This window comes from Paenibacillus sp. FSL R7-0273 (assembly GCF_000758625.1).
Taxonomy (GTDB): Bacteria; Bacillota; Bacilli; order Paenibacillales; family Paenibacillaceae; genus Paenibacillus_AQ.
In genome coordinates this window covers 5,987,208-6,002,856 of the sequence record NZ_CP009283.1, presented here as the reverse complement: position 1 = coordinate 6,002,856, position 15,649 = coordinate 5,987,208, and the positions used below count along the sequence as shown (strand labels likewise).

Genomic DNA, 15,649 nt, shown 5'->3' with positions numbered 1-15,649 from the left:
GATATGCAAAAGGTGACAAAAGGCAGCAAAAGATGTGCACGAGCATTGCACGGGCATTGGCAAGACTGTCCAGCTAACCCTAAACTAATCATAATAGAAAATAAAGGGAACCTTTCCTTTATTATCGGGGTCGTATTAAGTGAGGTGAAGCGCTTGGAGCTGAATGGGCTGAAGGATAAATTCAAGAGTGAGCTGAGGGTTGGGCTCAATTATGAGCAGAGGGCTGGGCAAAAGGTTGAGCGGAGGGATGGGCTGGAGGATAAACTGAAGCTTGCTGAAGCGATGGACGAAGAACAGCTGCGGCAGATCATGAGCCTGTACGGCAATGATATCTGGAATTATATCTATTACTTAACAAAAAACACAGAGCAGGCCGAGGATCTCACGCAGGAGGTCTTTGTGAAGTGCTACTACCGGATCGGCACCTACAAGGGAACCTCCAGCCTGAAGGCCTGGCTGTTGACGATTGCGCGGAATACGGTGTTCTCTTACCGTAAATCCCGGTTTTTCCGAGCCGGCTTGTGGGGTGAGGTGCAGAGCATTACGCCGGCGGCGCGGGAGCGCCAGGGAGCAGAACCGGAAGCTGAGCAGCTGTTCGGCACAGCACGCTCGGCAGAGATGGAGTACATGGGCAACCAGCAGGCACGGGACATCTGGAGCCTTATTATGAAGCTGCCGGATAAGCTGCGTGAGGTGCTTGTGCTGGATCTGAAGGCCGGGCTGTCCATTAATGAGATTGCTGTGCTGACTGAGCTGCCCCCGGGAACCGTCAAATCGCGCCTGCACCGGGCACGCCGTAAAGTCCAGGATAAACTAAGGGGGTTACAATGATGGATGAACGTGAGCCGAAGTGGTATGAACAGGCCCGCAAAGGGCCGTTCCAGGAGGAGAAATTTACGGCTTCCTCTGCCGAGCAGGTCATGCGCAGACTGCATGCGGAAGCTGAACCGTCCCGTCCCCGCACACGCCAAAGGCTTAGGCTGGGGATAATGACTGCCGTCATTTTCCTCGTGCTGGCCGGGGGCGGAGCCCTTTATCTGAATAACGGGCCTCAGGACGGAGTTAACACTGCAGGTGTTACGGTTCCGGCAGAGGAGCAAACAGAGCTAAGCGATGATGCACTAAAAAAGATCGCAGAGCAGCTCATCCGGAAGCAGCTTGGCCGGGACATTCCATTTAAAAAGCTGGAGCATGTGCAGAATACAGAAAATGTACAGCTGGAGTATAGAGAGTACAGTAAGGCTTACGCTTTGGTCGGTATTAACGCAAAGACAGGAGAAACAAAGCATTATACTATAAATGCAGCACTTGATCCAGAAGCAACAGACAATACCTTAATCGATGAAGCCAGAGATAAATTGCTGGAGCTTGGCTATAAAGGGAACTTTGAAGTTACAGGGTCCACACTTTATGTAGACTACGGGCGTACGGCTAATAAAAGCATTCAGGTGCAAAACGTCATTACAGCAGCAGATGCTGCCATTAATTTTGCGAACGGGGTCTTTAAAGCCGCTTACTTTGATGTGGAGCTGAATGAGGTCAGCGAGGAAATGAAGCAGACTGCATTGCAGGGGCTGAGGCTGATCAGCGGCGGCGGGGAAGAGCAGCTGAACAGGGCTGTCCGTATTATAATAGAAGGAATGCCGGAGGAGATCACGCTTATTTACGGGCCTGTAGAGAATATCACCACGGCAGTTGCCTTCAATTATGCGACCGGCGCGCTTCTGGATGTTTATGATAACTCACTGAGCATCATTGACACCACCGATCTCAAGTATACCGAGGAAGAGGAAGAGCAGCTGCTCAAAATGGACAGCGCCAAGCTGCGGAGCGCAGCTGCCGCCATCGCGGATAAGCTGTACGGCATCCGGCTGGAGGAGGATTACAGGATGGATAAGAACGGATCAAGGCCTGGAGTGGTTACGTTCGAGAGCCGCAGCGGTGCGCCGGCGTTTGAGGTCTCTTACAATTTGGAAGGTTCCATTTACAGCTTCATTATAAAAAGAGACAGTAACACACTATATTAATGAAGAAAATTGATATGTAATCAAGAAAAGATGCAGGCCTGCAGCAGGCTGCGTCTTTTTTTGCGTAACAAAACAACAATTGCTATACTAGATAAATCTGAACTTTTACAAAAAAGTGGAATTTAGTTAACAGAAATTTGGTATGGAAGTAAGAGGGATTATTATGTACAAAAAAAATACCGGACTTCTGCCGGTGCAGTTCTACGTAGTCGCAGGACTGGTCTGGATGAAGCTGCTGCTGCTGCGGGTGCTGTTTTTTGAACGGATCGCCTGGGAATGGATTGCCATGGACCTTGCGCCGGTGCTGCTGATTATGGGGGTCCTGACTATACTGCTGCCGCTGCGGATGAAAACAGGGGCTTACTGGAGCTTTAATGTTATCCTGTCGCTGCTGCTGTTTGCGGCAAGCGTGTATTTTAACCATTTCGGATCGGTTCCGACCTATCTGGCCTTATATGAGTTAAACCAGGTGTTCCAGGTTAAAGAAAGTGTGGAATCGACGATTCAGCCGGTGGATTACCTGTTCTTTGCTGACCTTGCAATTGCGGCTGTCTATGCAGGGGTGCGCAGATGGCAGCAGGGACCGGCTTACCGGAGCCGTAGCTACAGCGGCGGTACACGTCCCGCTTCCAGAATCCAGCTCGTTGTTCTTTTGGTAGCGATTATTGGCGGAGGCTCGCTGTCCGCTTATTCAGTGCATGCGGCAGGCAGCATCACGAACGAGCTGGTACAGGCGGAAAGCGCCGGGTTCCTGAACTATGAGGTGGTGGCGCTGCTCAAGGCGCAGGAGGATAACGGGCTGATCGGCACTGGCGATATTAATGAAACGGTTGCCAAAGTGAGCACGCTGGAAGCATCCTATCCCTATAGCAGCAAGCCTGCTGGTACAGTACCGGACTATTTTGGCTCACAAAAGGGCAAAAATGTCATCGTCATCCAGCTGGAGGCGTTCCAGAGCTTTCCGCTGCATCAGACACTGGACGGTCAGGAGCTGACGCCGGTACTGAATAAACTGGCAGGTGAGGGCTTTTATTTTCCGCGGGTGTTCCAGCAGATCGGCCCGGGCAATACTTCGGACGCCGAGTTTATGAGCAACACCTCAATCTACCCGATCGGTACGCTGGCGATGTCCACCGGCTTCGGTGACCGTGAGCTGCCCAGTCTGCCGCGTCTGCTGCAGACTAAGGGGTATGAAGCTTATACCTTCCATGTGAACAAGGTTGGCTTCTGGAACCGCAATGAGCTGTATCCGGCACTGGGCTTTAACGGGTACTATGACAAGGGTGATTTCGTCAATGACCATTTCAATTCATTCGGCGCCTCGGATGAGCAGCTGTATATTACCGCTGTAAAAGAGCTGGCACAGCTGCAGAAGAAGGGAACACCGCTTTATGCCCAGCTTGTGACCGCCTCGAGCCATCATCCGTTCAAGATTCCTGACAGCTTCAAGAAGATTACTATGCCGGATACGCTGGAAGGCACCATGCTGGGAGATTATCTGACAGCAATCAATTACACCGACTATGCGGTAGGCACACTGATTGAAGGGCTTAAGCAGCAGGGGTTGTGGGAGGACACGGTGCTTGTGCTGTACGGTGACCATTTTGGCCTCCAGCCGCAGGATGTCCAGCCGGAGCAGGTCGGGGAAGCGCTGGGTATTTCGTATCACCCGCGGATTAGCCGGTTCAATATTCCGCTGATTGTGCATGTGCCGGGAATGACTGAGGGCAGGACGGTAACGCGTGTCGGAGGGCAGCTTGATATTCTCCCGACCGTAGCCAATCTGCTCGGCCTTGATCTGAAAGCGGAAGGCTTCACAGCCTTCGGGCATGACCTGCTCAATATTGACCGCAATGTGATCGGGATGCGGTATTATATGCCTTCCGGCTCTTTTTTTAACGATGAGATTATGTTTGTTCCGGGCAAAAGCTTTGCTGACGGCGAAGCTGTGTCGCTTCAAACATTTGAGCCTGTAGCAGACTACAGCAAGTATGAGAGTGATTATAACTATATCCTGCAGCTGATGAAGCTGTCTGATGAATATGTGAAGCTGCTGCCGCAGCGTTAGGAGGCGTTATGAAAAGATTACTCAAACCGCAAGTTCTGGTCACTCTGGCCGGAGGCGGACTGATTCTGTATCTGCTGTTTTTGCAGCCGTTTGTCGGGGTGGCCGATAATGGCGATTTTTTGCGCATGATGAATACGGTCGGCCTTAATTATTATGATGCTGCGGAGAGCTACGCCGACCGCTTTTTCAGCTTCAGCCATTCCCAGTTTGCTTATGACAATCTGTTCAGGGGCTTCTATCCTTCCTCCCAGATTCTGCTGGTGCTTGTGCCTCGGCTGCTGGCCGGACTGGTGCACGGCAGTTATTTCGATATCCGCGTCCTGGGGGCGGTGTATGCCGTGCTGCTGCTTGCTGCGACCTGGCTGACCGTAAAGCTCGGGGCTAAGCATTCTGCTGTTATGGGGCTGGTGCTCGGGGCGGGTCTGCTGTTTGTTTTTTATGATATCGGCTATCTGGCCTATTTTAACTCGCTGTTCGGCGAGCCGGTCTCGATGGTGTTCATGCTGCTGACCTTTGTGCTGGGCCTAAGGCTGGCGATGCAGGACAATCCGACCACCAGGGGGCTGACCCTGTTCTTTATTGCCGTGCTGTTTCTCGTCTGCTCCAAAATCCAGAACGCGCCCGTGGGCCTTGCGTTTATGCTGATTTTTTGGCGGATGGGCTCTCTGAAAGGGGAGGGGGGCTTCCGGAAGCTGGCCCGGCGGTTCGCTGTAGCAGTGGCGCTCGTATCGGTCGTCCTCTACGTAACGGCTCCCAAGGAGCTGAAGCATATTAACCTGTACCAGACCGTCTTCTTCGGGATTCTGAACGAGTCTCCGGATGTGCGCGGGGATCTGCGCGATCTCGGGCTGCCGGAGCGGCTGGAGGTGCTGGCGGGAACGAATTATTTTCAGGGGGACACGGCGATCAAGCAGGATGATCCTTCGCTGACGCCGGATTTTTATGACCGGATCTCGCATAAGGATGTGCTCTTCTTCTATTTGAAGCATCCGTCCCGGCTGATAGATAATATGGAGTATGCGGCGCAGAACAGCATGTCCATCCGTCCCTATTATCTCGGAAGCTATGAAAAAAGCCTGGGCAATCCGGCAGGGGCAGTGGCCTATACATACAGCGGGTGGAGCGAGTTTAAAAACCGGAAGCTGCCGGACTCCCTCTGGTTCCTTGTTCTGTTCTATCTGGTCTATTATGCAGGGGTGCTGTTTCATTATTTCCGTGCAAAAGAACGCCGTGAACGCGTTGCCGGAGAGCTGCTCATGCTGCTGGGCCTGATCGGGCTGTTCTCCTTTCTGGTGCCGATTCTCGGGGACGGGCGTGCGGACATAGGCAAGCATTTATTCATGTTCAATGTAAGCTTTGATATGATGGCCATAGTCATATTGGGCGGAATTGTGCGTATTGCTGCAGGATTTTTGGGGCGCAAGAATGGGACTTTGGGGAATTGACCCTAGGTTCATAATCGAATACAATGTGTTTGGAACTGGAGTAAAAGATTAACAAATGGCTTACAGCCTCATCTGAGTAAGGGGGCCGCTATGGGGAATGATGAACACAGAGACAGAATTGAGCAGGCAAGGCAGGAACTGAACAGGCTGGCGCTTGAATATGGGGTGCAGGATATAAGAGTCCTCCGCCAGTCCGTGAAGCTGGATGCACTGTTGAATGAATATACCGGTTGCCTTACCGATAAGGATGACATGCCCTATTAGTATAAAAGAACAGCATTGTATATTTTGGACATTTGGACGGCCTGGCCGTCTGGATGTCTTTTTTTTGTGGATGGGGGAGGATTATTTCGCTTGTCTGCTATGTCGGGAGGAGAATAGAGGGGAGCGGGTGGGATGAGGGGCAAAAGTGCCTTTGGTTCGGTCGGAAGTGGGCAGATGGGCGAAATGAGAGGCAAAAGTGCCTTTGAATCGGGGGAAAGTGGGCAGATGGGCGAAATGAGAGGCAAAAATGCCTTTGATTCGGCGGGGAGTGGGCGGATGGGCGAAAAGAGAGGCAAAAGTGCCTTTGAATCAGGGAAAATTGGGCTAATGGGCGAAATGAGAGGCAAAATTGCCTTTGATTCGGCGGAAAGTGGGCTGATGGGCGAAATGAGAGGCAATAATGCCTTTGGTTCGGGCGGAAGTGGGCTAGTGGGCGAAAAGAGAGGCAAAAGTGTCTTTGAATCGAAAGGATGTGGGCTGCCGGAAGAAAACTAGGTTGTTTTTTGTCACTTAATTCCATGTTTTATCATGATTTTTGATCATTAGTTGGAAAAACGTCACTTAAAGGGGCGGTATACGCCTTTTAAAGCGAAATGGGAGAAATTAAGTTACCTTTATCAACTTAGTTACTCAAATACGTTGCTTGGTGAGGAATTAGGTGGCTTAAATCAACTTATTTCGCTCAACCAGATTCAGATATAAAATCCACATAGCTAAGTTTCTGTTTCCATAGTTCCTGTAAGAGTGCTCCGGCGGCTGTATGGCTGCCTGGGGCGCTCTTTTTGTGTTGGCGGCAACGCCCGGCGGGAGTGGAAGGAATCGGTAAAGGTTCGGGCCACCCGGGTGAATGACAGCGGGCATCTGCCAATTTATTGCCGGGCATGGCATCTGTCCATGAGGCGGATGCTGACTCCGCATATAGTACTACTGTCTTGAGAATATGACGGGGCAGGGTGAAAGCCGTGAAAGCAAAAAAGAGAAGAACGCGTCCGCGGGATTACCGGGACGGCTATCAGGAGGGATATCGTCTCGGCTTATGTGAAGCTGTGAAGCGCCTGAATTCTCCGGAGGTGGAGGCATGCCGGCCTTTTAAGCTGATGTATGTCCCCCAGGGGTTCGAAGCGATAGATACAGGCATCACAGAAGCGCTCCGGCTGCTTGTCAGCGAACTCGTTCTCGCAAGTCCGGATACGATGCTGGAGGTTGCGGCACGCGAGAAGCCGGGGGCTGTGCTGGTCATGAACGGGCTGCATGTATTTCCCGAGAACCACCTGGAGCAAATCGATGAGATTAGAAAAATGGGCATCGCTACAGCAATCTGGTTTGCGGATGACCCCTATTTTACCGAGGATACCTCAGTCATCTGTCTGCACTATGACCATGTGTTCACCCACGAGCTGGGCTGTGTTGAGTTCTACCGCTCACTCGGAGCAGGCTCTGTCCATTATCTTCCGCTCTGCGTTAATCCGCAGATGTTCTATCCGCGCCGGACCGGGCCGCAGCATCAGTTCGATATTGTGTTCATCGGCAATGCGTTCCGCAACCGCACCGCGCTGTTTGATGAGCTGGCGCCTTACCTGAAAGGGAAAAAGGTGCTGATCGCCGGAGGCTTCTGGGAACGGCTTAGCCAGTTCGAGGAGTTGTCGCCTTTTATCAGAAGCGGCTTTATTCCTCCGGAGGAAACCGCCAATTACTACAGCGGGGCGAAGCTGGTCATCAACATTCACCGGCCGTGGGAAGGCGGACTGGATAACCGCAACACCTTTCAGCTGCCGTCTCGCTCCATTAATCCCCGTACCTATGAGATCAGCGCCTGCGGAACGATGCAGCTGACGGATATCCGCGAGGATCTGGGCAGCTACTACCGTCCGGGCCACGATCTGGAGACCTTTGCCTCGGCCGAAGAGCTGAAGCGCAAAATCGATTATTACCTGAAGCATGAGCACGAGCGGCGGAAATTCGCGCTGCGGGGACTGCAGACGACTCTGCGCCACCACACCTTTACGGCAAGATTGCCTCAGCTGCTCAATGTTCTTACTTCACAAATGTGAAATTCAAAGGGATGAAGGAGCGATTACTCATGAATAACCACCAATTTATCATGCCCGCGCCGCCACTGCCTCGGACACCGGCGGAGGAAGAGAAGCTGCGCGGACGCTTAACCGGCTTCAAGACCGGCTATGACGAAGGCTACCTGCGGGGACGGCTCGCCATTCTGGACGGCCGCCCGGAGGAGCCGATTCCGGTACGGAATCTTCATATTTTGTATGTGGCCTCCGGCAAGGGCTACCCGTATTCCCCGCTGGATGATGCCGTGCTTTTCGCTCTTCAGAGACTGGCTACCCAGGTTACGGTATCGGATGTGCGGCAGAACCTGGCAGAGCTTGCGGCAGCGCAGCGGCCGGATCTCGTGCTGGTGCTGGACGGGATGGAGCTGCCGCTGGAGCAGATTTCTATGCTGCGGGGCAGAGGCATCAAGACGGCAATCTGGCTGACAGATGACCCGTATTACACCGATTTTACGATGAAAATCGTTGCCCATTACGACTACGTATTCACCCTGGAGCGCAATTGCGTGGAGGTATACCGCGGACTGGGCTGCCCTGAGGTGCATTACCTGCCGTTTGCCGCGCACCGGGAGCATTACCGTCCGACGCTCGGCCGTTCGCCGATCCAGCGCGATGTCAGCTTTATCGGGTCGGCTTACTGGAACCGGATCAATTTTTTCCGGGACATTATGCCTGAGCTGATGAGCTACAACACCGTTATTAACGGCATCTGGTGGGACCGCCTGCCGGAAGCCCCGCTCTACGGGGACCGGATTGAGATCGGCAAGTGGATGTCTCCGCAGGAAACGTCGGTTACCTACAGCGGCTCCAAGATAGTTATTAACCTGCACCGTGCCCATGTGGATGAAAAAGACAACAACAATGCGCTGCTGATTCCGGCCGCCTCACCGAACCCGCGCACCTTCGAAATTGCCGCCGCAGGTACCCTGCAGCTGAGCGATGCCAGAGATGATATGGGCACCTTCTACAAGGTGGGCGAGGAGATCGACACCTTCTCAAGCCCGCAGGAGATGATGGATAAAATCCGTTATTACCTGACTCATGAGGAGGAGCGCCGGGATATGGCTCTGCGCGCTTTTGAGCGGACGCTGAAGGATCACACCTACACCAGACGCCTGCATCAGCTGCTGACTGTCATCTACGGATAGCCGCCTGTAAAAATGTGCGTTTACCGGGGGACAGGTGTCGTGCCGGCATCTGTTCCCCCTCAATATACTGAGTACTGGACCTTGGCACCCGCCCTGCAGCGGGCAGCAAGTTAAAAACTGAGCGGATGCTTCCGAAGCGAGTTTTACTGTGAAGAAGTGCTCTGTAGCTGCCGCTTCGTAAAACTAAGCGGATGCTTCCGAAGCAAGTTTTACGCGAAGAAAAGCTCTGCAGCCAATGCTTCGTAAAACTTTGAAGGAGGTGAATGGCTGCTCGAGGCCCCTCGCCAGGGAGCGCCGAAACACCATGGCCGACAAAGCTACAATCGTCCTTTTTTCCCACGTGTCCAATACACGCAGCATTACCGGTGCAGAGAAGCTGCTGCTGTTCTTCGCCCGCGAGCTGTCCGGTTACTTCAATTGCATCCTTGTAGCACCCCAAGACGGCAAGCTGACCCAGCAGGCCCGCAGGTCCGGCCTGAATGTGCAGATCATCCCGATTCCGCTGGTCTACGGGATGTATACCCCTTATGCCGGACTTGAGGCGGATATCCGCAAATTCCAGGAGGGCCGGGAATACCTGGAGCTGAAAGACTGGCTTGCCGCGCTCCGGCCGGCGTTCATTATTTCGAGCACCTGCGTGCATGTCCTGCCGGCGCTGGCAGCCAAGTCGCTTGGCATTCCGGTAGTGTGGAAGATTTCGGAGACGATTACGGATAACGAATACACCGGAATCAGTGTGGAGCTGATCCACAGGAACAGCGATGAGATCCTCGCGATCTCCCATACGGCGGCGTCGTGCTTCCCGCAGGAGATCCGCGACAGCAAGATAACGCAGCTTCCGCCCTCCTGGAATGACCAGGAGCTGCTGATGGCGGCCTGGAGCACCCTGCGCAGCGAACGGCGGCGGGAGCTGCGGATTGCCCCTGGCGAGCTGCTGATCGGCTATATTTCTTCCTTCATTAATAAAGAAAAAGGTCTGGAGCATTTTGTGAAAATGGCCGTTCTGGTCAGTGAGCAGCATCCGGAAGCGAAGTACGTGGTCATCGGTACTCCCGGGGACAAAAGCTACTACGAGCGCTGTGTCCGTAAGGTAAAGCTGGAGGGGCTGACCTCCCGCTTCAAATTCTACGGCTACGAGGATTCTCTGCCCTCTGCCTATTGTGCAATGGATCTGCTGGTGGTTCCCAGCCTGATCCGGGAGGGCTTCGGCATGACTGCGCTCGAAGGCATGGCTTTTGGCAAGCCGGTTGTCGCCTATGACTCCGGCGGCCTGTGTGAGGTGCTGCAGGCCGCAGGCTGCAGCGGCCTGCTCGCCCCGGCAGCGGACATCGGTGCGCTCGCCGCACGCGTGAACGGCCTGCTGGCGGAGCCGGGCCTTGCCGCCGCCACCGGCAGCCAGGCGCGCGAGCGCATCGACGCCGTCTACGGGCCGGCGGCTTACCGCGCGCGCCTGCTCGGCCTCGCGGAGCGCTGGCAGCTCCGCTACTGCCTGGCGCCGCCCGAGCCCGGCGGCGCCTCTCAAGCCACGCCCGTGCCGCCGGCACCGGGCGGAGGCGAACCGGCGGCGCGCACAGCCCCGCCGAAGGCCAAGGCGCGCCGCGCAGCACGGTTGCGGCGCGCAAAGCTCCGGCGCGGCAGGCTGAGCCGCGCCAGGACCCGGGCGCGCCGCGGCAAGCGCCCGGGCCGCAAGCGGCGCGCGGGCGGCAGCGCGCACCGGAAGAGCAGCCGCGGGCGCAGGCACCGCGGCGGGAAGGCCGGGCGGCGCAGGCGCAGCCGCTAGGTTTTGTGCGGGTGGCGCAGCGCCACCTGCGGGCTTTGCCTTTCGCGAGGCGCGCCGCCACTCGCGTGCCGGCTTTTCGCGGGTAGCAGCGCCCCCGCAGGTTTTGCCTTTTGCGAGGCGCACCGCACCTAGCAGGCCTTGCCTTTCGCGGGGCGCGCCGCCACTGGCGGGCCTTTAGCGAGCGGACCCTGCTCAGACCCTAAAACCACCCTGCCCTATACCCACAGGCAGGGTCAACATCAAAGGGAGTGAACCCATGAAGATCATGACGATTTTGGGCACACGGCCCGAAATAATCCGCCTAAGCGTGATCATAGCGCTGCTGGATAAGCATGCGGACCGGCATGTGCTGGTGCATACCGGCCAGAATTTCACGGCCAGCCTCAGCGGAGTGTTCTTTGCAGAGCTTGGACTGCGGGCACCGGACTATGTGCTGCAGGATAAGCAGGCCGGGCTGGGCGGCCAGATGGCTGCCATGTTCGGCAGCCTGGAAGGCATCCTGCTGAAGGAGCAGCCGGACCGGGTGCTGCTGCTTGGTGATACGAACAGTGCGCTGTGCGCCATTCTCGCCGAGCGGATGGGCATTCCGGTTGTCCATATGGAGGCGGGCAACCGCTGCTATGACCTGAAAGTGCCCGAAGAGAAAAACCGCCGTGTCATCGACGCGGTTTCCACCATTAATATGCCATATACGCAGCAGAGCAAACGCCATCTGGTCAGCGAGGGCTTCCCGAGCCAGCGTATCGTGCTCACCGGCAACCCGATTCATGAGGTGATTACGCACTACCAGGCACAGATCAGCAGCAGTGATATTTTATCCCGCCTGGAACTGACCTCCGGGCAGTACTTCCTTGTTACAGCCCACCGGGCCGAGAATGTGGATGATCCGCAGTCGCTGGTGCAGATCATGTCAGGATTGAACCTGGTGGCTGAGCAGTTTGGCCTCCGCCTGATCTGCAGCATTCATCCCCGCACCCGTTCCAAGCTGACGGAGCAGTTCCAGCTTGAGATGAACCCGCTGGTGGAATTCCATGAGCCCTTCGGATTTTTCGATTTCGTCCATCTGGAGCAGCATGCCCTCTGTGCGATCACCGACAGCGGGACCGTCCAGGAGGAATGCTGCCTGATGGGAGTGCCGACCGTAACGATCCGCCGGACGACAGAACGTCCGGAGACGGTGGATTGCGGAAGCAATGTAGTGTCGGGAGTGGAGCAGAACAGCATTCTGCGCAGTGTCCGGCTGATGACGTCGCTGAATCAGGAATGGGAGGCACCGGAGGGCTATTTGACCCCGGATGTCTCGGCTAAGGTAGTTAAATTTTTGCTTGGAGGGAACCTGCATGTTTAATAATAAACGGATTATGGTCACCGGCGGCACCGGTTCCTGGGGGCATGAGCTTATCCGGCAGCTGCTGCCGCAAAATCCCAAGGAGATTATCGTCTTCTCCCGCAGTGAGTCTGCACAGGTGGCAATGAGCCGCGAATTTGAGGATAACCGCCTAAGCTTTGTAATCGGGGACATCCGTGACAAGGAAGCGCTGGTCGCCGCCTGCCGCGGTGTGGATTATGTGTTCCATCTGGCTGCGCTGAAGCATGTTCCGGTCTGCGAGGATCAGCCGTATGAAGCGCTGAAGACCAATGTGGTCGGTACCCAGAACGTCATTGAGGCAGCCATCGCCAACAATGTGGAAAAAGCGATCTACATCTCCACCGACAAAGCAGCCAATCCGTCCAACTTCTACGGCATGACCAAGGCTATCGGCGAAAAGCTGTTCGTCTACGCCAACCTGCTCGGCTCACGCACCCGGTTCGTAACGGTGCGCGGCGGCAATGTACTGGGAACGAACGGCAGTGTCGTCCATCTATTCATGAAGCAGATTAAGGATAAAGGTCAGGTCCGCATTACCGATATGAATATGACCCGCTTCTTCTTCACCCTGCGCGATGCGATTACCCTGCTGTTCAAGGCTTCTGAGGTCAGCCTCGGCGGCGAAATTTTCGTCATGACCATGCCGACCTGCAAGATTGTTGATCTGGCTGAGGTGCTGATCGAGGCCTCCGGGAGAACCGATGTCAGCATCATAGAAGCAGGCATCCGGCCCGGGGAGAAAATCCACGAAATTCTGATGAGTGATTTCGAAAGCCTGACCACCGTTGTCTACGATGAGCAGTACCTGGTCATTCTCCCGACGCTGGATATGCCGGAGCTGAAGGCCCATTACAAGAGCTATCCGCATGTCTCGTTCAACAGCTTCAGCTCGGAGAATAACCTGATGGATCAGGAGGAGATCAAGGACATCCTGATCCGGGGAGGTTTTCTGCAATGAAGCTGCTTATCCTCGGCGGAAACGGTATGGCGGGTCATATGCTGGCGGCGTATTTTCGCCGCCAGGGCACACATCATGTCTTCCATACAACCCGGGATAAGAGTGATCTTGGCGGGCTGTATGTCGATGCCGACGATATTGCCGGCGTTGAGAAGCTGGTTGACATTGTATCACCCCATTGCATTATCAATGCAATGGGTGTCCTTAATCATTTTGCCGAGCGTGACCGGGTTACGGCCTATCATGTGAACGGATTTCTGCCGCACCGGCTGCGCCGGGCTGCAGATAACGCCGGAGCCCGGCTGATTCATATCAGCACCGACTGCGTGTTCGAGGGAACGCGCGGCGGTTATACGGAGGAGGATGCAGCTGACGGCACCTCGGTCTACGCCATCACCAAAAGCCTCGGCGAAGTCCGTGCCCCCGGCCATCTGACCATCCGCACCTCCATTATCGGTCCGGAAATCCGCAGCGGCGGCATCGGGCTGATGGAATGGTTCCTGGCCCAGAAGGGGCCGGTCTCCGGCTACGAGCGGGTGATGTGGAACGGGGTCACGACACTGGAGCTGGCCAAGGCGGTAGAACAGATGCTGGCTTCACCGGTGTCCGGCCTGATTCATCTGGCCCACCCGCAGCCGCTCAGCAAATACGAGCTGCTGCGTCATATGCAGCAGGCCTTCGGTAAAGAGGATGTCGAGATTATTCCAGAATCCGCGCATGTCCAGGACCGGACTCTGGTGAGTACAAGAGCCGATGTTCATTTTGAACTTCCTGCATATTCTGTAATGCTCAAGGAACTTGCTGACTGGATGAACCAGTCAGCGATGTACACATGAAGGCGCGGAGGCTGCTGATAACCGGAGCTGCAGGCTTTACCGGAGCGCATGCCGTCCGTTACTTTCATGCCGCCGGAGCAGAGGTTACCGCTGTGGTGCGCCGTCCGGCAGCAGCCGGGTTCTGGCCTGAAGGAGTGAAGCAGCAGGTCTGCGATCTGAGCGACCGCAGGGCTGTAGCGGCCATGGTTGCGGAGGCCGGGCCGGATGAGGTCCTTCATCTGGCAGGCCGCAACTCCGTCCCGGAATCATGGCGGGACCCGCTGCTCTACATGGAGACCAACGTGATGGCGACGCTGTATCTGCTGGAGGCACTCCGTGCGCGGCCGGCAGGGCGGATTCTGGTTGCGGGCTCCCGGCTGAAGTACCGTCCGGGAACCGCCGCCGGTCCGCCTCATCCCTACAGCCTCAGCAAAACGCTGGAGGAGCTGGTGTCCCTTGCCTGGGGGACCCTGTTCAAGCAGCCGGTGCTGCTGGCAGAGCCCTGTAACCTGATCGGCCCCGGCCCCTCCACCGGCTTCTGCACCCTGCTGGCACAGCATACTGTGCGCAGCGAGGCTGCGGCGGCCAGCGGAGCTGAGGCGCCGCCGGCCTTCCGGCTGTCATCACGGCATGCGCTGCGCGACTTCCTGGATGTGCGCGATGCCGTGCGGGCTTACGATTACATTCTCCTCAGCGGGACGGAAGGTACCGTCTACCGGATTGATTCTGGAACACAGCGGACGCTGGGCGATATTTCCGCGAAGCTGCTGGTGCATGCGAAGGCTCCGGTGCCGATGGACTGGGGACCGGATGCCCCCGGGCAAGCGCCGGAACCGTCCGGGGCTGCGCAACCGGATGCTGCAGACGAAGCAGTGGAGAATGCTGCCGCACTCGGCTGGAAGCCGGAAATCAGCCTTGAGCGCTCACTGCAAGAGATTGTGGATTATTGCCGCTCCGGCAGGGAAGGAAGGTTATCATGAATCGTCCGAAGGTTTCGGTCATTATCCCGTTCTATAATTGCCCTTACATTGAGCAGGCGCTGCAAAGCGCCTTATCCCAATCCTGGCAGCCCTATGAGATTATCGTAGTCGATGACGGCTCCTATGTTCACACGGACCGGATTGCCCCATATCTGCACAAAATTCACTATCTGGGTAAAGCCAACGGGGGAACCGCCTCTGCGCTGAACCACGCGATTCTGCATGCTACCGGCGATTATGTGGCCTGGCTGAGCTCAGATGATATGTTTTACCATGACAAAATAAACAACCAGGTGCTGTTCATGGAGCAGAACGGCCTGCTGATCAGCTATACCAACTTCCACTACATCAACGGGGAGTCCCAGCTAACGGAGATGAACGCTTCTCCGGTCTTCCCGAACCAGCTTGAATATCTGCGCTGCTTCCTGCACGGCAATCCCATTAACGGCTGCACCGTAATGTTCAGGCGTGATGTGTTCGGAGCGATCGGCTTGTTCAATGAATCCCTGCCCTATACACATGACTATGACCTGTGGTACAGAGCCATCCTGAGCGGCTATCCGCCGGTCATGCTGAATCAGTCCTTAACCGCCTACCGGCGGCACAGCGGAATGGGGACCCTGAAGCATTATGATGTCATCATGGCAGAGGCTGCAGCGACCAATGCCCGCTATAACGGCATGCTGCGCGGGCTGATTGCCTCCATGGGCGGCTGAGCCGCGCAGC

14 protein-coding genes are annotated in these 15,649 nt (G+C 55.7%); all 14 read left to right on the top strand.

The annotated features are described in order from the left end of the window. Positions 1–153 precede the first annotated feature (153 nt). Entirely contained in the window at positions 154–831 is a 678-nt protein-coding gene (locus R70723_RS25785) for an RNA polymerase sigma factor (protein ID WP_231574781.1), read from the top strand. Then, on the top strand, positions 828–2,027 hold the full coding sequence (locus tag R70723_RS25780) for a hypothetical protein (protein WP_156123848.1): 1,200 nt from the start codon (positions 828–830) through the stop codon (positions 2,025–2,027). The genes R70723_RS25785 and R70723_RS25780 overlap by 4 nt, the downstream gene beginning before the upstream one ends. A 163-nt stretch (positions 2,028–2,190) precedes the next feature. Beyond that, positions 2,191–4,095 (top strand): LTA synthase family protein, encoded by a 1,905-nt coding sequence (locus R70723_RS25775; RefSeq protein ID WP_047171233.1) that lies wholly within the window; start codon positions 2,191–2,193, stop codon positions 4,093–4,095. Between the two features lie 8 nt (positions 4,096–4,103). Continuing rightward, positions 4,104–5,540, top strand: coding sequence for a glycan biosynthesis hexose transferase WsfD (gene wsfD, locus R70723_RS25770; protein ID WP_047171232.1), 1,437 nt, complete (start codon positions 4,104–4,106; stop codon positions 5,538–5,540). Between the two features lie 90 nt (positions 5,541–5,630). Beyond that, entirely contained in the window at positions 5,631–5,804 is a 174-nt protein-coding gene (locus tag R70723_RS33075) for an aspartyl-phosphate phosphatase Spo0E family protein (protein ID WP_076418523.1), read from the top strand. Between the two features lie 132 nt (positions 5,805–5,936). Continuing rightward, positions 5,937–6,299 (top strand): hypothetical protein, encoded by a 363-nt coding sequence (locus tag R70723_RS25765; protein WP_039876737.1) that lies wholly within the window; start codon positions 5,937–5,939, stop codon positions 6,297–6,299. A gap of 458 nt (positions 6,300–6,757) precedes the next feature. Then, the gene (locus R70723_RS25760) at positions 6,758–7,855 is read left to right on the top strand and encodes a CgeB family protein (protein WP_372238268.1); all 1,098 of its coding nucleotides are present in this window, start codon (positions 6,758–6,760) and stop codon (positions 7,853–7,855) included. Between the two features lie 29 nt (positions 7,856–7,884). Then, positions 7,885–9,021 carry a CgeB family protein gene (locus R70723_RS25755; protein ID WP_081957493.1) on the top strand — a complete coding sequence of 379 codons (1,137 nt, stop codon included), beginning with the start codon at positions 7,885–7,887 and terminating at the stop codon, positions 9,019–9,021. A gap of 304 nt (positions 9,022–9,325) precedes the next feature. Continuing rightward, a complete protein-coding gene (locus tag R70723_RS31705) occupies positions 9,326–10,801 on the top strand; it encodes a glycosyltransferase family 4 protein (protein WP_047171230.1) in 1,476 nt (491 codons plus the stop codon). Between the two features lie 256 nt (positions 10,802–11,057). Then, on the top strand, positions 11,058–12,149 hold the full coding sequence (gene wecB, locus R70723_RS25745) for a non-hydrolyzing UDP-N-acetylglucosamine 2-epimerase (RefSeq protein ID WP_039876736.1): 1,092 nt from the start codon (positions 11,058–11,060) through the stop codon (positions 12,147–12,149). After that, the gene (locus R70723_RS25740) at positions 12,142–13,128 is read left to right on the top strand and encodes a polysaccharide biosynthesis protein (RefSeq protein WP_039876734.1); all 987 of its coding nucleotides are present in this window, start codon (positions 12,142–12,144) and stop codon (positions 13,126–13,128) included. The genes wecB and R70723_RS25740 overlap by 8 nt, the downstream gene beginning before the upstream one ends. Then, complete coding sequence (locus tag R70723_RS25735) at positions 13,125–13,964, top strand: dTDP-4-dehydrorhamnose reductase family protein (RefSeq protein WP_039876732.1); 840 nt, start codon at positions 13,125–13,127, stop codon at positions 13,962–13,964. Before R70723_RS25740 ends, R70723_RS25735 begins: the two co-directional genes overlap by 4 nt. Next, a complete protein-coding gene (locus R70723_RS25730) occupies positions 13,961–14,923 on the top strand; it encodes an NAD-dependent epimerase/dehydratase family protein (protein ID WP_039876728.1) in 963 nt (320 codons plus the stop codon). The genes R70723_RS25735 and R70723_RS25730 overlap by 4 nt, the downstream gene beginning before the upstream one ends. Further along, the gene (locus tag R70723_RS25725; RefSeq protein ID WP_039876724.1) at positions 14,920–15,639 is read left to right on the top strand and encodes a glycosyltransferase; all 720 of its coding nucleotides are present in this window, start codon (positions 14,920–14,922) and stop codon (positions 15,637–15,639) included. Before R70723_RS25730 ends, R70723_RS25725 begins: the two co-directional genes overlap by 4 nt. Positions 15,640–15,649: the final 10 nt, after the last annotated feature.